This is a genomic window from Pseudomonas sp. LPH60 (assembly GCF_030718165.1).
GTDB lineage: Bacteria > Pseudomonadota > Gammaproteobacteria > Pseudomonadales > Pseudomonadaceae > Aquipseudomonas > Aquipseudomonas danubii.
Map to the genome: position 1 here is coordinate 709,772 of NZ_JAVAJH010000003.1, position 16,913 is coordinate 726,684.

The 16,913-nt window shown below is 62.2% G+C and carries 22 protein-coding genes; 11 read left to right on the plus strand and 11 right to left on the minus strand.

All coding sequences use genetic code 11. The annotated features are described in order from the left end of the window. Positions 1–189: 189 nt before the first annotated feature. The 6 genes from Q8O96_RS13660 to Q8O96_RS13685 form a co-directional block, all read right to left on the minus strand. The gene (locus tag Q8O96_RS13660) at positions 190–549 is read right to left on the minus strand and encodes a hypothetical protein (protein WP_102861188.1); all 360 of its coding nucleotides are present in this window, start codon (positions 547–549) and stop codon (positions 190–192) included. A 162-nt stretch (positions 550–711) separates the two neighbouring features. Further along, the gene (locus tag Q8O96_RS13665) at positions 712–1,623 is read right to left on the minus strand and encodes an SDR family oxidoreductase (protein ID WP_305948955.1); all 912 of its coding nucleotides are present in this window, start codon (positions 1,621–1,623) and stop codon (positions 712–714) included. Positions 1,624–1,791: 168 nt separating this feature from the next. Then, the gene (locus tag Q8O96_RS13670; RefSeq protein WP_305948956.1) at positions 1,792–2,694 is read right to left on the minus strand and encodes an alpha/beta fold hydrolase; all 903 of its coding nucleotides are present in this window, start codon (positions 2,692–2,694) and stop codon (positions 1,792–1,794) included. Further along, positions 2,694–3,476, minus strand: coding sequence for a class II aldolase/adducin family protein (locus Q8O96_RS13675; RefSeq protein ID WP_305948957.1), 783 nt, complete (start codon positions 3,474–3,476; stop codon positions 2,694–2,696). Before Q8O96_RS13675 ends, Q8O96_RS13670 begins: the two co-directional genes overlap by 1 nt. A 144-nt stretch (positions 3,477–3,620) precedes the next feature. Further along, the gene (locus tag Q8O96_RS13680; protein ID WP_060837578.1) at positions 3,621–4,307 is read right to left on the minus strand and encodes an LrgB family protein; all 687 of its coding nucleotides are present in this window, start codon (positions 4,305–4,307) and stop codon (positions 3,621–3,623) included. Continuing rightward, complete coding sequence (locus tag Q8O96_RS13685; protein ID WP_102861185.1) at positions 4,297–4,683, minus strand: CidA/LrgA family protein; 387 nt, start codon at positions 4,681–4,683, stop codon at positions 4,297–4,299. The genes Q8O96_RS13680 and Q8O96_RS13685 overlap by 11 nt, the downstream gene beginning before the upstream one ends. A gap of 98 nt (positions 4,684–4,781) precedes the next feature. Between Q8O96_RS13685 and Q8O96_RS13690 the strand changes: the two genes are divergently transcribed. After that, positions 4,782–5,678 carry a LysR family transcriptional regulator gene (locus Q8O96_RS13690; RefSeq protein ID WP_102861184.1) on the plus strand — a complete coding sequence of 299 codons (897 nt, stop codon included), beginning with the start codon at positions 4,782–4,784 and terminating at the stop codon, positions 5,676–5,678. On the opposite strand, the gene Q8O96_RS13695 is transcribed toward Q8O96_RS13690, so the two are convergent. Further along, entirely contained in the window at positions 5,659–6,114 is a 456-nt protein-coding gene (locus Q8O96_RS13695) for a flavodoxin (RefSeq protein WP_102861183.1), read from the minus strand. The two genes, Q8O96_RS13690 and Q8O96_RS13695, sit on opposite strands and share 20 nt — an antisense overlap. 159 nt (positions 6,115–6,273) lie before the next feature. On the opposite strand from Q8O96_RS13695, the gene Q8O96_RS13700 reads away from it, so the two are divergent. After that, a complete protein-coding gene (locus Q8O96_RS13700) occupies positions 6,274–6,747 on the plus strand; it encodes a PAS domain-containing protein (protein ID WP_102861182.1) in 474 nt (157 codons plus the stop codon). 53 nt (positions 6,748–6,800) lie between these two features. Further along, positions 6,801–7,406 (plus strand): hypothetical protein, encoded by a 606-nt coding sequence (locus Q8O96_RS13705; protein WP_102861181.1) that lies wholly within the window; start codon positions 6,801–6,803, stop codon positions 7,404–7,406. A gap of 18 nt (positions 7,407–7,424) precedes the next feature. On the opposite strand, the gene Q8O96_RS13710 is transcribed toward Q8O96_RS13705, so the two are convergent. Beyond that, positions 7,425–8,384, minus strand: coding sequence for a MerR family transcriptional regulator (locus Q8O96_RS13710; RefSeq protein ID WP_102861180.1), 960 nt, complete (start codon positions 8,382–8,384; stop codon positions 7,425–7,427). 209 nt (positions 8,385–8,593) lie between these two features. On the opposite strand from Q8O96_RS13710, the gene Q8O96_RS13715 reads away from it, so the two are divergent. The 6 genes from Q8O96_RS13715 to Q8O96_RS13740 all read left to right on the plus strand — a co-directional run bounded on the left by Q8O96_RS13715 (position 8,594) and on the right by Q8O96_RS13740 (position 11,676). After that, a complete protein-coding gene (locus Q8O96_RS13715) occupies positions 8,594–9,163 on the plus strand; it encodes an antibiotic biosynthesis monooxygenase (protein ID WP_102861179.1) in 570 nt (189 codons plus the stop codon). Between the two features lie 136 nt (positions 9,164–9,299). Then, complete coding sequence (gene folM, locus Q8O96_RS13720) at positions 9,300–10,010, plus strand: dihydromonapterin reductase (RefSeq protein ID WP_207167077.1); 711 nt, start codon at positions 9,300–9,302, stop codon at positions 10,008–10,010. Positions 10,011–10,033: 23 nt separating this feature from the next. Further along, a complete protein-coding gene (folE, locus tag Q8O96_RS13725) occupies positions 10,034–10,594 on the plus strand; it encodes a GTP cyclohydrolase I FolE (RefSeq protein ID WP_305948958.1) in 561 nt (186 codons plus the stop codon). 2 nt (positions 10,595–10,596) lie between these two features. Then, positions 10,597–10,968: a dihydroneopterin triphosphate 2'-epimerase gene (gene folX / locus Q8O96_RS13730; RefSeq protein WP_102861176.1), complete on the plus strand. Its 372-nt coding sequence runs from the start codon at positions 10,597–10,599 to the stop codon at positions 10,966–10,968. 80 nt (positions 10,969–11,048) lie between these two features. Continuing rightward, on the plus strand, positions 11,049–11,345 hold the full coding sequence (locus Q8O96_RS13735) for a DUF1244 domain-containing protein (protein ID WP_102861175.1): 297 nt from the start codon (positions 11,049–11,051) through the stop codon (positions 11,343–11,345). After that, on the plus strand, positions 11,338–11,676 hold the full coding sequence (locus tag Q8O96_RS13740; RefSeq protein WP_102861174.1) for a HopJ type III effector protein: 339 nt from the start codon (positions 11,338–11,340) through the stop codon (positions 11,674–11,676). The genes Q8O96_RS13735 and Q8O96_RS13740 overlap by 8 nt, the downstream gene beginning before the upstream one ends. Positions 11,677–11,743: 67 nt before the next feature. Here the strand turns inward: Q8O96_RS13740 and trxB are convergent, their stop codons facing one another. Next, complete coding sequence (gene trxB, locus Q8O96_RS13745; RefSeq protein WP_060837566.1) at positions 11,744–12,706, minus strand: thioredoxin-disulfide reductase; 963 nt, start codon at positions 12,704–12,706, stop codon at positions 11,744–11,746. A 310-nt stretch (positions 12,707–13,016) separates the two neighbouring features. Here trxB and cysZ point away from each other — a divergent pair, with 310 nt between their 5' ends. Then, positions 13,017–13,766, plus strand: coding sequence for a sulfate transporter CysZ (gene cysZ, locus Q8O96_RS13750; RefSeq protein WP_102878389.1), 750 nt, complete (start codon positions 13,017–13,019; stop codon positions 13,764–13,766). A 45-nt stretch (positions 13,767–13,811) separates the two neighbouring features. Next, a complete protein-coding gene (locus Q8O96_RS13755; protein ID WP_102861172.1) occupies positions 13,812–15,092 on the plus strand; it encodes a glycosyltransferase family 1 protein in 1,281 nt (426 codons plus the stop codon). On the opposite strand, the gene Q8O96_RS13760 is transcribed toward Q8O96_RS13755, so the two are convergent. Then, positions 15,089–16,192 (minus strand): NADH:flavin oxidoreductase, encoded by a 1,104-nt coding sequence (locus Q8O96_RS13760; protein ID WP_207167074.1) that lies wholly within the window; start codon positions 16,190–16,192, stop codon positions 15,089–15,091. The two genes, Q8O96_RS13755 and Q8O96_RS13760, sit on opposite strands and share 4 nt — an antisense overlap. A 186-nt stretch (positions 16,193–16,378) precedes the next feature. After that, the gene (locus tag Q8O96_RS13765; protein WP_102861170.1) at positions 16,379–16,861 is read right to left on the minus strand and encodes a glutathione peroxidase; all 483 of its coding nucleotides are present in this window, start codon (positions 16,859–16,861) and stop codon (positions 16,379–16,381) included. Between the last annotated feature and the right edge of the window lie 52 nt (positions 16,862–16,913).

Below are 16,913 nucleotides of genomic sequence, written 5' to 3' on the forward strand. Positions count from 1 at the left end.
ACTGCCGCGCAAAGAGCCCGCCGCCCGTTGCCCGAAACAGACTTCCAGTTGGCTTGAAAAGATTCAGTTCAGGCCACTACCCCAGGTTCACCGACGTTGATTTTGTAGCTCCTTGATCTAACGTCTTACCTTGGCCGCTGCTCTTGCAGCGGCCTTTTTTATGCGCGCAAGACAACGGCCCAGTTGGCCTTACAAGGTGTCGTCATCACCATCGTCGTAATGAAACTTGTGCAACAGACGATGCGCCACCGGTGACAGGATCAAGCCCAGAGTGGCGGCGAACACCAGGTTGGTGTAGAGCCCGTAGGTGGCAAAAAACAGTTTGCCGCCAGGGGTTTGCGGCATGTTGATGGGCCCGATGCCGCCGAGGATCATGGCTGCGTCATACAAGGCGTCGTGAAAGGAAATGTCCTGCTCGAAGTACAGCAGACCGCTGATGCCCAGCAACACCGAAAAGCTGATCAGGGCCAGAACCACCAGGCCGTGAACACATAGACGCCGGATAAACAGCAGTCGCGACAGTACCGGCTGATCCTTTGATTCATACATCTCAAGCGCTCCTTGTGCGTTCGCCAACCGTCGAGCATAGAGACGAACGCCACAGGAGTAAAACCGCCGGAGCCCAGGCTCCGGCGGGTCATGGAATGGCTGTTTTCAAGCCAGGGAAGAATGCCCGCCGATCATCGCCGGACAAGGCTGGTCCGCGCAGCGTCAGAGGGCGTACTTTTGCAGATTCTGCATCATCTCTTTCAGCGCCTCGATGTTGTCCTTGGGATGGGCCGCCCCTTCGAAATCGCAGATCTGCTGCCAGTGCGCCGCCACATCGTCGGGCGAGAAGCCATGGCGCGGATCGAAACCGGCGCCCAGGCTGCGCTCCCAGCGCACCTTGCCGATCCAGCCGCCGCCCACTTCGAACAGGCCGGAGGTTTCCTGGCACTGCTCGCTGCCCAGGTACACCACCAGCGGGCTCACCAGTTCCGGCTTGAGCTGCTCGAACACCTGTGGCGGGATCAGGCCCTCGGTCATCCGCGTGCCACCGGTCGGGGCAATGGCGTTGACCAGGATGTTGTTCTTGCGCCCTTCGATGGCCAGGGTCCGGGTCAGGCCGTACAGGCCGAGCTTGGCCATGCCGTAGTTGGACTGGCCGAAGTTGCCGTAGATGCCTGATGTGGACGCGGTGAAGATCACCCGCCCGTAAGCCTGGTCCCGCAGATGCGGCCAGGCGGCACGAGTGACTTTGTAGGCCCCTTCGACATGCACCCGGTACACCAGGTCCCAATCGGCGTCGTCCATCTTGTGGAAGGTCTTGTCCCGCAGGATGCCAGCGTTGTTGACCACCACATCGACCCGGCCGAACACATCCAGGGCGTTCTGCACGATCTTTTCGCCCTCGGTGACCGAGTCGTGGTTGGCCTCGGCGATGCCTCCAGCCTCGCGGATCTGCGCCACCACCCGATCGGCCGCCGAGGCACTGGCGCCCTCGCCCTGGGCCGAGCCCCCCAGGTCGTTGACCAGCACCTTGGCCCCGTGCCTGGCGAACAGCAAGGCATGGGCCCGGCCCAGGCCGCCGCCGGCTCCGGTGATGATCACTACTTTGTCTTGCAAGCGCACAGATTCACTCATACCGAACTCCAGCAGGGCCAATGGACAATTCTTCGAGTGTCGGACAGCCAGCCGGCGGTCACAATAAAAACGTCCGGGCCTGAATGGTGCCCAATAAGACAGCGGGATAATCGCCCCGCCCGCACAAGAGCACGCCCCTGCCTTGGGCCACACAGTGACCCAAGGCGCTCAGGAACCCATTGCCTGGCGTGGCGGCGCGAACAATGTGTCGCGAAACCCCAGGTAATGCTTGAGCACCGGCAACGGCGCCTCGATCTGCGGGTAATGGCCGATGCCCGGCAGCAGCACGGTGTCCGGCTCGGGGATCAGCTGGCGATAGCGCTCCACCATGTGCGCCCCGGAAATCGGGTCCTGGGCGCCATCGATCACCCGCAGCGGCACCTCGCCACGTTGCATGGCGCCGACCCAACGCTCGCGCTGGGCCCGTCGCTCGGGGATATAAGCGATCAACTTGTGCAGGATGCGCGGCCCGTTGTTGCTGTGCACCAGGCTCCAGAAGTCATCCAGGACCGACTCGCTGGGACCGGTCTGGGGGCCGAAGATCTGCCGGAAGCTGTTCGCCAGCCCCTGGCGACTGAACACTCGCCCGAGCATCCAGCCCAGGGGGCTGAGCAACAGCTTCTGGGTCAGCACCGGGCGATGGGTTTCCGGAAACAGACCTCCATTGAGGAACACGCAGCTGGCGATCTCGATCCGCGCTTCATAATGCCGGGCCAGCAGTTCCTGGGCGACGCTGTCGCCGTAGTCATGGGCCAGCAGGTGCAGCGGCTCTTGGATCTGCAAATGGGCCAGCAACGCCTGCTGCAAGTCTGCCTGCTCCAGCAGGCTGTACTCATGGTCCAGCGGCTTGTCCGAGTCGCCGAAGCCGAGCATGTCGCAGGCGATCACCTGATAGCGCCGCGCCAGGGGTTGCCACAGGTAATGCCAGTCCCAGCTGGCAGTGGGAAAGCCATGGATCAACAGCAGCGGCTCTCCTTGCCCCGCCACCCAGTAACGAATGCGCTGGCCGCGAAACACAAAGTCCTTGCCGCGCTTGCGCCAGACACACAGAGGAATCTCGGTGATAGGCATCAGACTTTGTAACCCGGGTCGAGTTGATCGAGTTTGCGCAACAGGGCCGGCCAGGCCAGTGCGCCCCCCATCCCCTGGGCACTGCGGGTGACACCGGCGATCATCGCCTTGGCCCCCGCCAGGATCGACGCGGGAATGGTAATCAGCTCGGCGCCGCCATTCTGCGCCAGCACCTGGATCTCGCAGGCACGCTGGAAGATGAACATCATCAGGAAGGTATCGGCGATGCTGGCGCCGCAGGTCAGCAAGCCATGGTTGTGCAGCAGCAGGAAGTTGTTGTCCCCCAGGTCGGCCTGCAGCCGCTCTTTCTCCTCGGGGTTCAGGGCCACGCCCTCATAAGGGTGACGGCCCAGGCTCGACAGCACGAACAGCGACTGCTGGCTGATGGGCAGCACGCCCTGCTTCTGCGCCGACACCGCGACCCCGGCGGCCGAGTGGGTATGCAGCACACAGAGCACATCGTGACGCACCGCGTGCACGGCACTGTGAATGGTGTAGCCCGCCGGGTTGATCTCGTAGGGGCTGTCCATCAGCTTGTTACCGGCCTGGTCGACCTTCACCAGGCTGGAGGCAGTGATCTCGTGGAACATCATGCCGAAGGGGTTGATCAGGAAGTCTTCGGTGCCCGGCACCTTGGCGGAGATATGGGTGAAGATCAGGTCGTCCCAGCCGTGCATGGCCACCAGACGGTAGCAGGCGGCGAGGTCCAGACGGGTTTGCCACTCAACGGCGCTGACTTGTTTTTTTACACTCGGTGTCGATTGAACGGGGGCTAGGCTCACGGCAAGGACCTCGGTGATGGTTCTTATTGGATGAGGGAACCCCCAGAGTCTAGACAGCTTGCATCGACTGCGGAGTTGCATTGACAGCCAGCTTGATGACCCTGCGGGTCAGACGGAGAGAAGGCTCTGGTCCGCGGCTTTGCGTCAAAGCACCGACGCCAGCAAAGGGGCCGCGAAAAGGTTAAGCAACCCGGTCAACACCATCACCAGGCCGGCCACCGAGCCCTCTTCACCCCCGACTTCATGGGCCCGGCTGACTCCGGCTCCGTGGGCGCCGACACCAAACAGCGCGCCCCGGGCCAGGGCACTGCGCAAGGGCAGCCAGCGCAGCAGCACACCGCCGAGCATGGCACCGAACACCCCGGTGAACATCACGAACACCGCCGTCAACTCAGGCACGCCGCCCAGGTCATGGGCCAGGGGCATGGCGAACGGCGTGGTAATGGAACGTGGCACCAGGGACAGGGTCACCGAGCTGTCCAGGGCCAGCATCTTCGCCAAGCCGAAGGAACTGCCGATGGACGCGGCGCTGCCCGCCAGCATGCCCAGCAACAGGGCCGACCAGTGGCGCATCAGCAACTGGCGCTGCTGCCAGATGGGAATCGCAAAGGCCACCGTCACCGGCCCCAGCACCAGCATCAGCCAGTGGGTATTGGCGGCGTATTCGGCATAGGCGGTGTGCAGCGGCACCGCAATTGCCAGCAGCAGGGCCGGCACCAGGATCAACGGCGACAGCAGGTAGCGCCCGGTGCGCCGGTAGATCCAGCGGCTGAACAGATACGCCCCCAGGGTCAGGGCCAGCCAGAACATCGGCATCAGTTCAAGCTTCATGGCGCATCCTCCAGCGGCAGACCATCTCCACCGTGAGTGCGGTCACCAGCATCACCAGCAGGGTGCTGATACCGATCACCAGCAGAATCCGCCAGCCGTCCTGACGCAGCAGGCCGCCGTAGTCCAGCAAGCTCATCAGCGCCGGAATGAAGAACAGCAGCATCTCCGCCATCAGCAGGCCGGCCCCCAGTTGCAAGGCCGCCGGCTTGACCCAGCCCAGGGCGAAGGCCAGCAGCAACAGCGCAAGGCCAATGACCCCACCGGGAATCGGCCAGGGCAGCCAGGTAGCCAGTTGGCAACCGAGAAAATAGATGGCCAGCAGCACGGCCAATTCGCCAATCAGGCGGCCCAGGCGTTTACAGGTGGAAATGTTCATGGTGGTTGAGTCCTCTCAGGGGCCCATTTTATGAAAAGTCCCTGCATCACCGAAGCGAATTGTTAGACTTGAAACCATTCCAATCTGGAATTACCACCATGGATTTCAAACAACTGCGCAGTTTTGTCGAAGTCATCCGCCAGGGCGGTTTCACCCAGGCGGCCAGGACCCTGCACATCAGCCAGTCGGCGGTCAGCAAGCAGATCGCGCAGCTGGAGCAAAGCCTGGGCACGCCCCTGCTGGAGCGCCAGGGCTCGCACATTCATCTCACCGCCGCCGGCGGCGTGGTGCTGCAGCGGGCCGAGGACATGCTGCGCCTGCGCCATGAACTGCTCAGTGAACTGGATGACCTGAGCCAACTGGCACGGGGTGAACTGCGCCTGGGTCTGCCGCTGCTGGGCAGCGATGCACTGTTCGCCAGCCGTTTCGCCGAATACCGCCGGCGCTACCCGAATATCCAGGTGCAACTGCTCGAAGGCGGCAGCCTGAATGTCGAGCAGGCCGTGCGCAGTGGCGAGCTGGAACTGGGCGGCAGCCTGACCCCCAAGGACCCGGCGTTTGCCTATCAACCCTTCTGCGATGAGCCCCTGGATGCCTTGCTGCCCGCCGATCATCCCCTGGCGCTGAACGCCCAGGTGCGCCTGGAAGAACTGGCCGATACGCCCTTCCTCCTCTATCAGCGCAGCTTTGTGCTCAACGACCGACTGCTCCAGGCCTGCCAGCAGGTGGGCTTCACGCCAAAGGAGGGAGGACGTAGCGGCCAGGCAGACTTTCTTGCGGCGCTGGTGGCCGCCGGTCAAGGTGTGGTGTTGCTGCCCAGTGTGGTGGCCCGCGGCCTGGTGCGGCCGGGGGTGGTGCGCCTGACGCTGAAGGCCCCGGACTATCTGCGCTGGGACATTGCCTTCATCTGGCGCCAGGGCGCGTATCTGTCCAAGGCAGCGCAAGCCTGGCTGGCGCTGCTACGGGAACAGCCGGTCAGCCCCGCAGGGCGCTGATCAACTCGGCCAGCCAGGGCTCGGCATCGGTTTCCGGGGTCACGCTCTCGCTGGCGTCCAGGCGCAACATCGGCAGCACTTCTTCCACTCCCAGCTCGGCAAACAGCTCACGCATCTGCTCGCCACCGCCACAGAAGGTATCGCCGTAGCTGGAATCCCCCAGGCCGATCACCGCTCCGGGCAGCCCACGCCAGGCGGCGGGCAACTGATCGCGAATGCTCGAATACAGCGGCAGCAGGTTGTCTGGCAGTTCGCCCATGCCGGTGGTCGAGGTCACGGCCAGCAACGCCTGCGGTGCGAAGGCCTGAAGCTCGGTCAAAGTGGCCCGAGAGTTGTGCCAGGCCTCGAAACCTGCGGCGTTGAGGAGCTTGGCGGCGTGCCGGGCGACTTCTTCAGCCGTGCCGTACACCGAGCCGGAAAGGATGGCGACTTTCATCAATCTGTTCCTGAAGCTGACTAAAAGACTGGGATATTACCAGCTACGGAGTAAAATCCCGCCTCTGCTGCCCGCACCGCTCAAAAGCGCCTGTGGACAGCGTGCCAGCGTGACTTAGAATTCAATTCAACACTTGCTGATTGATAGCGGAACTTCGGGATGATCAACGCTCATCTGCTGCAAAAGATGATCAACGCCTCCAACGACGGGATTGTGGTCGCGGAACAGGAAGGCGAAGACAACATCGTGATTTACGTGAATCCGGCTTTCGAGCGACTGACCGGCTACAGCGCCGACGAAGTGCTGTATCAGGATTGTCGTTTCCTGCAGTCAGGAGACCGTGACCAGCCGGGGCTGGAACGGATTCGCCAGGCCCTGAGCCAGGGTCAGCCATGCCGCGAGGTGCTGCGCAACTATCGCAAGGACGGCAGCCACTTCTGGAACGAACTGTCGATCACCCCGGTATTCAACGACAGCGATCAACTGACCTATTTCATTGGCGTGCAGAAAGACGTCAGTGTGCAGATCAAGGCGCAGCAACGCTTGCTCCAGCTGGAGCAGCAACTGGCCGCAGTGCAAGCCGAGCTCGCCGCCCTCAAGGCGACCGACGGCTCTAATAAGTCGCAGATTTAGTGGTCTGTAGGGATATTCCCCACCGATTTGTCCTTCACCCTTCGAGCAACATCATGCAGCGTGACGCTCTCCTCACTCAGGATGAACTGGACTTCATCCAAACCATGCAGCACAACCCGCAGCTCAATGTGCGCGATGCCACATCGAGCCTGCTGGTCAATGGCGGCTCGCAGATCCGTGACCTGCTGACCCGTCTGGCTGCCAATGAAAAGGTCACCATCCAGGCCCATTTCGACAACCAGCAGATGACCTTCCCCCTGCATCTGGTGGAAGACGAATTCCATGCCCTGCATCTGCGCCTGGGGGTGCCGAGCATCTTCGAGGACGGCCCCATGATCCGGCCCTGGCGCCTGACGCTGGAAGAGCCGGTGGCCCTGGAAAACTCCAGGGGCCAGCCTGGACGCCTGTGGGTGCGGGAGGTGTCGTTCAAGGGCGTATTGCTGGAGATCCGTAACCGGACCCGGCCCCCCAAGCAGTTCGCCCAGTGGTTCAGCCCTTCGGGATATGAACGGATTGCGCTGCACGGGCGCTTCGAGCGCCAGACCGAAGCCGGTTTCTATGCCTATCGCCTGGATCAGAGTGACGCGGAAGAAACCGAACGCCTGCGCCAGTTCATCCTCCAGCAGCACCGCCATACCCATCCGGCCCTGCACGCCTGAAGCTGACCGAGAGCCGTTTCAGGTATCCAGGCGACCGCTAAGGAACTGCCGCAGGCGCTTCTGCATCAGGCGCCCCTCATTTCCCAGGCACGCCACCGGCGAACCGCTGAAGCTTTCCTGGGCCAGGTCCGCCGCATCTCCGGCAAGCATCAATGGACAGTCCAGAGTCAGCGCCAGACGCTTGAGGCGCTTGGGCAACTCCGCCGTCGGCGCGTGATTGGAAAACACCACCAGGGCCACAGGCTTGAGTTTTTCGCAGACCAGGGTCAGTTCATCCAGCGGTGCTCCCGGCCCCAGCAGGCGGACACCGATCTGGTCATGCCCGAGCATCAGCGCCGCCACCAGCAGCTCCAGTTCGCGGCACTGCGGGCTGAGCGCCGTCAGCAGCAGTTGCCGGTGCTGAGTGGCACGCTGCAACACCAGCCTTTGCGTGATCCGCGCCCGCAAAAAACCATCCAGAAACAACCACTCGCTGGTCTGACCGAAAGTCTCCCGGTCCTGCAGCAGTTGCTTCCAGAACGGCAGGAAAATGTCCTGGAATACCACCGGCAAGGCGTAGCTGGAGAAGACCTGGCCGTAGAGACGCTCCAGTTGCTCTTCATCGAAAGCGCTCACCGCCAGCTTCAACTGATCGCGCCACTGGCCATATTCACCTTGCAGGCCATCGTCCACCGCCACCTTGGCCTGAGCCTGGTCTGCCCGGCTCTTGGCCAGAATCTTGCCGACCTTGCTGACCGCCACACCGCGCTCGATCCAACCCAGAATCTCCCGCACCGCCTCAACATCGTGCATGGAATACAGGCGATGCCCGCTTTCGGTGCGCGTCGGCTGGATCAGACCGTAGCGTCGTTCCCAGGCTCGCAGGGTCACCGGGTTGATTCCAGTCAGGCGCGCCACTTCACGGATCGGAAACAGCTCATCCTGACGGGCAGGGTCAGGAGCCGGAGCAACAGGGACAGGTTCAGTCATGACGGGCATCTGGGGAGAAAACACCAGTAAACAAAGTGGCGGCCATTCTACTCTCCCCAGGTGCAAATGCTTCAAGCGCGAGAAAAACCGACCGGTGTCATTGGTAGCCTCGCGCCAATCAGGAATAATCCTTGCTTGATTCAGGCGCGGCCCACTACCCCGGTGCCACGTCAGCGACTGCCTTACCCAGGCCGCGCATTGGTTTACGGAGATACATAATGTCTACCTCACCCGTCACCCTGATGGTTGCCCGGCGCGTTGCCGACGGCCGTTACCAGGACCTGATCGCCTGGCTGCGCGAAGGCGAACAACTGGCCACCGACTTTCCCGGCTACCTGGGTTCCGGCGTTCTGGCCCCACCACCTGACGACGACGAATTCCAGATCATCTTCCGCTTCGCCGACGAACAGACCCTGCACACCTGGGAACACTCCGCCTCGCGCACCGCCTGGCTGGCCCGGGGCAGCGACTTGTTTGCCCACCCATCGGAACATCGCGTCAGCGGTATCGATGGCTGGTTCGGCGCAGCCGGACAACGACCACCGCGCTGGAAACAGGCCGTGGCCATCTGGCTGGCGTTCTTCCCGGTGTCGCTGCTGTTCAACTTCGTCTTAGGTCCCCTGCTCAGCGACCTGAGCCTGCTGCCCCGAGTGTTTGTCAGCACCCTGGCGTTGACCCCGTTGATGGTCTACTTCTTCATTCCGATGTCCACCCGCCTGCTGGCTAACTGGCTCAACAGCACACCGGCGCGCCCGCTACCGACCAGCGCCTCGACGCAGAATCCGTGATTCGCCGGCAAGCCGGCTCCTGCACACTGCGCAGGAGTCGGCTGCTAATCTGGCTTGCCAGCGCAGCCCCCGAGCAACAGGCACAACCCGTCCCACCGCTGGTATAGTTTTCCCCTACCCGCGACGCGAGCCCTTCATGAACACCTCCTCCGCTCCGATCCTGATCACTGGTGCCAGCCAGCGTGTCGGCCTGCATTGCGCCCTGCGCCTGCTGGAAGACGGGCAGCCGGTGATCGTCACTTACCGCAGCGACCGCCCGGGCCTGCAGACCTTGCGGGAAAAGGGCGCGATCCTGCTGCATGCCGACTTCTCCAGCGAAGCCGGAATCCTGGCCCTGATCAGCGCGGTGAAACACCACACCGACCGCTTGCGGGCCATCGTCCACAACGCCTCAGAGTGGCTGGAAGAAAGCCCAGGCGAGGAAAGCGCCGCCTTTACCCGGATGTTCAGCGTGCACATGCTCGCGCCCTACCTGATCAACCTGCACTGCGCAGAGTTGCTGCAGCGTTCGAGCCCGGCGGACATCATCCACATCAGCGACGACGTGACCCGCAAGGGCAGCAGCAAGCACATCGCCTACTGCGCCAGCAAAGCCGGGCTGGACAGCCTGACCCTGTCCTTCGCGGCAAAATACGCCCCGGCAATCAAGGTCAACGGCATCGCTCCGGCCCTGCTATTGTTCAACCCCGACGACGACGCGGCGTACCGCGCCAAGACCCTGGCCAAATCCGCCCTGGGCATCGAACCCGGCAGCGAAGTGATCTACCAGAGCCTGCGCTACCTGCTGGACAACCCCTATGTCACCGGCACCACCTTGACCGTCAACGGCGGGCGGCACGTCAAATAAGCCGGCCCCCACGAGGACCTTGCATGAGCCTTTCCCTGCCCCAACACTACCGCGAGATCCTCAAGGGCCTCGGTGAAGACCCCAAGCGCGAAGGTTTGCTCGACACCCCCAAGCGCGCGGCCAAGGCCATGCAGTACCTGTGTCATGGCTACAGCCAGTCGGTGGACGAGATCGTCAATGGCGCACTGTTCGCCTCTGACAGCGACGAAATGGTGATAGTCGCCGACATCGAGCTGTACTCCCTGTGCGAACATCACCTGCTGCCCTTCATCGGCAAGGCCCATGTGGCTTATATTCCTACCGGCAAGGTGCTGGGGCTGTCGAAGATCGCCCGGATCGTCGATATGTTCGCCAGACGCCTGCAGATCCAGGAAAATCTCACCCGGGAAATCGCCGACGCGGTGCAAAGCGTGACCCAGGCCGCGGGCGTCGCGGTGGTGATCGAAGCCAAGCACATGTGCATGATGATGCGCGGCGTCGAGAAACAGAATTCCACCATGCACACCTCGGTGATGCTCGGCGCCTTTCGCGATTCGAGCACCACTCGCCAGGAATTCCTGCAATTGATTGGACGGAGCAAGTAGCAATGCCACAACTTCAGCCAGGAATGGCTCGTATCCGAGTCAAGGACCTGCTCCTGCGGACCTATATCGGAATCAACGAGGAAGAGATCCTCAACAAGCAGGATGTGCTGATCAACCTGACCATCCTGTACCCCGCCCAGGATGCGGTGCGCGACAACGACATCGATCACGCGCTGAACTACCGCACCATCACCAAGGCAATCATTGCCCACGTCGAAGGCAATCGCTTCGCCTTGCTGGAGCGCCTGACCCAGGAACTGCTGGACCTGGTGATGGGCAACCTCTCGGTGCAGTACGCCGAAGTCGAAGTCGACAAACCCCACGCCCTGCGCTTTGCCGAATCGGTATCGATCACGTTAGCGGCAAGTCGCTAGCACCAAGCGGCCAGTCAAAGCGATTCGGCTTTGATTGGCCGCTGGCAGCTATTCCCATCCCTCTACGTGCAGTGAGTCTTATGTCCCCTCAACAACGCTTGGAACTGGAAGCCGCGGCCTTTCGCCGCCTGGTGGCCCACCTGGACAACCGCAAGGACGTGCAGAACATCGACCTGATGAACCTGGCCGGGTTCTGCCGCAACTGCCTGTCCAAGTGGTACAAGGCCGAGGCCGACGAACGCCAGATCGAGGTCAGCCTCGATGACGCCCGTGAAGTGGTGTACGGCATGCCATACGCCGAATGGAAAAATCTCTACCAGAAAGAAGCCAGCGCCGAGCAGCAAGCGGCGTTCGCCAAAGGAAAGTCCCATGACTGATCTGAACACCCTGCGCGCCAGCCTGAACAGCGGTGAACACGCTTTTGCCGACACCCTGGCCTTTGTCGCCGCCGGTTACGACTACCAGCCCCAGGCCTTCAACAACGGTGGCGTGGAAAACGCCGCCGGGCAGAACGAAGGCTCGTGCAAGACCCTGGGCCTGGCCCTGTTGGAAGGCCTGAGCGACACAGAAGCCCTGCTCGCCTTCGGCGAGCACTACCGCTCGGTACTGGCCACCCCCGAAGGCACTGACCACGGCAATATCCGCGCCCTGATCGCCCACGGCCTGGCCGGGGTCAAGTTCGCCGCCCAGCCGCTGACTCGCCGCTGATCTGGCTCCGACAAAACCATCACCCATAAAAAAACCGGCTTGCGCCGGTTTTTTTATCGCCTGGAAATCAGTGTGCAGCGTTCTGCAGACCGTCCAGGTAACGCTCGGTGTCCAGTGCCGCCATGCAGCCGGCGCCGGCCGAGGTGATGGCCTGACGGTAAACGTGGTCAGCCACGTCGCCAGCGGCAAAGATACCCTCGACGCTGGTGGCCGTGGCATTGCCGTCACGACCGCCCTGCACCACCAGGTAACCGTCCTTGAGGGTCAACTGGCCTTCGAACAGCGAGGTGTTCGGGGTGTGGCCGATGGCGATGAACACGCCGTCGACTTTCAGCTCGTCGAAGCTGCCGTCGTTGTTCTTCAGGCGCGCACCGGTCACACCCATGTTGTCGCCCAGGACTTCGTCCAGGTTGGCATTGAGCTTGAGGATGATCTTGCCTTCGGCCACGCGGGCGTTGAGCTTGTCGATCAGGATTTTCTCGGCGCGGAAGGTTTCGCGACGGTGGATCAAAGTCACGGTGCTGGCGATGTTGGCCAGGTACAGGGCTTCTTCGACAGCGGTGTTGCCACCACCGACCACCGCCACCGGCTTGTTGCGATAGAAGAAACCGTCACAGGTAGCGCAGGCCGATACACCCTTGCCCATGAACGCTTCTTCCGAAGGCAGGCCCAGGTAACGGGCGCTGGCGCCGGTGGCGATGATCAGGGCGTCGCAAGTGTAGGTCGCGCTGTCGCCGGTCAGGGTGTAAGGCTTGGCAGCGAAGTCCACGGCATTGATATGGTCGAAGACGATTTCGGTTTCGAAACGCTCGGCGTGCTCGCGCATCCGCTCCATCAGCGCCGGGCCGGTCAGGCCGTGCACGTCGCCAGGCCAGTTGTCGACTTCAGTGGTGGTGGTCAGTTGGCCACCGGCCTGCATGCCGGTGATCAGCAGCGGCTTCAGGTTGGCACGGGCGGCATAGACGGCGGCGCTGTAACCGGCAGGGCCGGAACCGAGAATAATCACACGCGAATGGCGTACTTCAGACATGACTCACTCCTATCGACCGGCCCGGGTGCCCTGGCGCGGAACGCCGGATTGCCGGCTGGAATAAAAAAGGACGGTGAAACCTTGGGGAAGGCTTGAACTCGACCGTCCAAAAAATAATGGGTGAAGCGTATAGAGGGGGCGAAGATTAAGGAAATACGGTTTAACAATCCAGCTCATAGGCGGTCTCTATCCTCAGCAGGCCCATTTGAAAGGGTCTTTGTTACCGTTGATGTCGACCTGTTCACGGTGCTTTCGCCCCCCGGGTAAAGCCGGTAAGGTCGGCGCGTTTTCCATCTGCTCGGAGCGTTCTATGCCCGCCCCCGTACTGTCCGGCCCGCAATACCTGCGTGAAGGCCTGAAACTGGTCCTCAGTCCCGGCCTGCGCCTGTTCGTACTACTGCCCCTGGTGATCAACCTGGTGTTGTTCGTCGGATTGATCTATTTCGCCGGCCACCAGTTCAGCCTGTGGATCGACACCCTGATGCCGACCCTGCCGCAATGGCTGAGCTTTCTGAGCTACATCCTCTGGCCGCTGTTCATGGTGCTGGTGGTGTTGATGGTGTTTTTCACCTTCACCATGCTGGCCAATATCATTGCCGCTCCCTTCAACGGCTTTCTATCGGAAAAAGTCGAAATCGTGGTGCGTGGCACTGACGATTTCCCGCCCTTCAGCTGGGGCGAACTGATCGCCATGATCCCCCGCACCCTATCCCGGGAAATGCGCAAGCTCGGCTACTTCCTGCCCCGGGCCATCGGCCTGTTCATCCTGTCGCTGATCCCGGTGGTCAACCTGATTGCCGCGCCGCTGTGGCTGCTGTTCGGCGTCTGGATGATGGCCATCCAGTACATCGACTACCCGGCGGATAACAACAAGATGAGCTGGCAGGAGATGATCGTCTGGCTGCGGCAGAAGCGCTGGCAGAGCCTGGGTTTTGGCGGCATCGTCTACCTGGCGCTGATGATCCCCTTCGTCAACATCCTGATGATGCCGGCCGCCGTGGCCGGGGCGACGCTCTTCTGGGTGCGTGAGCGCGGGATGGAGAACCTGCCAGCCAAATAAGGCTGGCGCGTCATAAATCCATCATCCAGACGTCACAATGACGACATGGCCTCAGTCGACACTGAGGTCATGACGACAGCTCTGCACATCACCCTCATCACTGAAACCTTCCCACCGGAAATCAATGGCGTGGCCAATACCCTTGGCCGCCTGTGTGATGGCCTGCGTGCCCGTGGGCATCAGGTGGAACTGGTGCGTCCGCGCCAGGGTTGTGATCAGAGCCGCCCCAGCGACGAGGCCCTGATGCTGTGCCGCGGCTGGCCGCTGCCGGGATACCCGGGGCTGCAATGGGGCCAGTCGTCGATGCACAAACTGCTGCGACGCTGGAAACGCCAACGCCCGGACGTGCTATACATCGCCACCGAGGGCCCGCTGGGGCTGTCCGCGCTGCGGGCGGCGAAACGTCTGGGAATTTCGGTGGTCAGTGGCTTCCATACCAACTTCCAGCAGTATTCCAGCCAGTACGGCCTGGGTTTGCTGACGCGCTTGCTGACCCATTACCTGCGCTGGTTCCACAACCGTTCGAAGCTGACCCTGGTGCCCAGCGCCAGTCAGCGCCTGGAGTTGGAGCGTCGGCACTTCGAACGCCTGGCCCTGCTGTCCCGTGGCGTCGACAGCCAACTGTTCCATCCGGCCAAACGCCTCAATGAGCTGCGCACGCGCTGGGGCCTGGGCAACGATGATCTGGCGGTGATCCATGTCGGGCGCCTGGCCCCGGAGAAGAACCTGAGCCTGCTCAAGCGCTGCTTCGAGCAGCTCAAGGCCACTTATCCACAGCGGAAGATGAAACTGATCGTGGTGGGTGACGGCCCACAACGCGCCGCCCTGGAGAAAAGCCTGCCCGAGGCCCTGTTCTGTGGCAGTCAGCGGGGTGAAGCCCTGGCGGCCCATTACGCTTCGGGGGATGTGTTCCTGTTTCCCAGTCTTACGGAAACCTTCGGCAATGTGGTGCTGGAAGCCCTGGCTTCCGGGCTGGCGGTGGTGGCCTACGATCAGGCCGCGGCAGCCCAGCATATCCGCCATGGCTACAACGGCGTGCTGGCCATGCCCGGGGATGAAGGCGCGTTCTGTGAGGCCGCCGGCTGGCTGCTGGAGGAGGCGGAAACCCTGCGCCGGGTACGTCTCAACGCCCGGCAACACGCCAGCCGCCAGGGCTGGCCGGCCGTGATCGCACAGTTTGAGGATCAGTTGCGCAGTGTCTGCCAGCCAGCACCGGTCGTGGATTACGAAGGGATGATCGAAGCAGCGCTGGAACCACGCAGCGCCACAGAGGCACTAGGTGCGGCAAGGAGGCTGCCCCCCTCACCGCCCGGGGCCAGAAGTTAAACCAGGGTCGTCAGTGCTTCACGGCTGAACGGCAGGATGTCCTGCTCACGGCCTTCACGGACTTTCTGCGCCCAATCCGGGTCCACCAGCAGCGCCCGACCCACGGCCACTAGGTCGAACTCGTCGTTGTTCAAGCGCTGCAGCAGGTTTTCCAGGCTGGCCGGCTGCGCCACCTTGTCGGTGTTGACCATGAACTGCAGGAACTCGCCGTCCAGGCCGACGCTGCCCACGGTGATGGTGGGTTTGCCGGTGAGCTTGCGGGTCCAGCCTGCCAGGTTCAGGTCCGAGCCTTCGAACTCCGGCTCCCAGAAGCGTCGCGTCGAACAGTGGAAGATATCCACACCTGCATCTGCCAACGGCTTGAGAAAGGCGCCCAGAGCTTCCGGGGTCTGCACCAGACGCGCGCTGTAATCCTGCTGCTTCCACTGGGAGAAACGCAGGATGATCGGGAAATCCGGGCCGACGGCAGCCCGCACCGCCTGGATCAACTCGATGGCGAAACGCGAGCGCTGCGCCAGATCGCCGCCGTATTCGTCGGTGCGCTGGTTGGTGCCCTCCCAGAAGAACTGATCCACCAGGTAACCGTGGGCACCATGGATTTCCACACCGTCCATGCCGATGCTCTGGGCATCCTTGGCGGCCAGGGCAAAGGCTGCGATCACTTCCTGGATGTCCTGGTGGGTCATGCCGTGCACCAGCACCTTGCCGTCCTTGAGCTTCTCGGTCGGGCCATAGCCGGGCACGCTGGCGTCCGGCTCGGTGCCCAGGCGCCGCACATTACCCACATGCCACAGTTGCGGAACGATCTTGCCACCTTCGGCGTGGACCGCATCCACCACCTTCTTCCACCCGGCCAGGGCCGCCTCGCCATGGAACTGCGGCACATTGGGGTAACCGTTGGCGGCCTGGTGCCCCACCGTGGTGCCCTCGGTGATGATCAGGCCGACACCCGCAGCAGCGCGGCGACGGTAATACTCGATGACCTTGGCGTTGGGCACGCCACCCGGAGAAAACGAACGGGTCATCGGCGCCATCACTACGCGGCTCGGCAGCTCCAGCGCGCCGAGTTGAAAGGGTTTGAACAAGGCTTGAACAGGCATGCTGCACTCCGACAAAAAGGCTCGAGTCGATACTCGACGCACAAGACTGCGCCGGGTACCTGCCCCGGCGCACTTATGATGAGGATAATATGGCCCCCTCACAGTGCTGCACAGCATTATTGATTTGAGTGATTTAGATGCAAAAACGCCGCATTGCAGCGGCGTGAAAGAGGGGCCCGGCAGTGCTTAGCTCAGGGCTTTTTCGATGGCCTGGACCACAGTCGGATCATCCGGAGCGGTACGGGGCGAGAAACGCGCCAGTACCCGACCGTCCTTGCCCAACAGGAATTTCTCGAAGTTCCAGGTGATATCCCCGGGAAACTCCGCGCCCTCGCCCGCCAGCAAACGGTACAGCTGATGACGCTCGGGACCGTTCACGTCCAGTTTGCTGCTCAAGGGAAAAGTCACCCCGTAGTTGAGGCTGCAAAACTCCTGGATCTCCTGCTCGGTGCCCGGTTCCTGCCCGGCGAACTGGTTGCAGGGCAACCCCAGCACGCTGAATCCCTGGGCCTTGTATTGCTGGTAGAGATTCTCCAACGCCGCATATTGTGGTGTCAGACCACATTTGGAGGCGACGTTGACCACCAGCACGACTTGCCCCTTGAAGGGCGCGAGCGGCAGCTCCTGACCATCCAGGGCTTTCAATTTAAGGTCGTGAAAAGCACTCATGACGAACTCCAAATTCCTGTGTTCTTACAGAAAAACAGCCTCTCGACAGTAC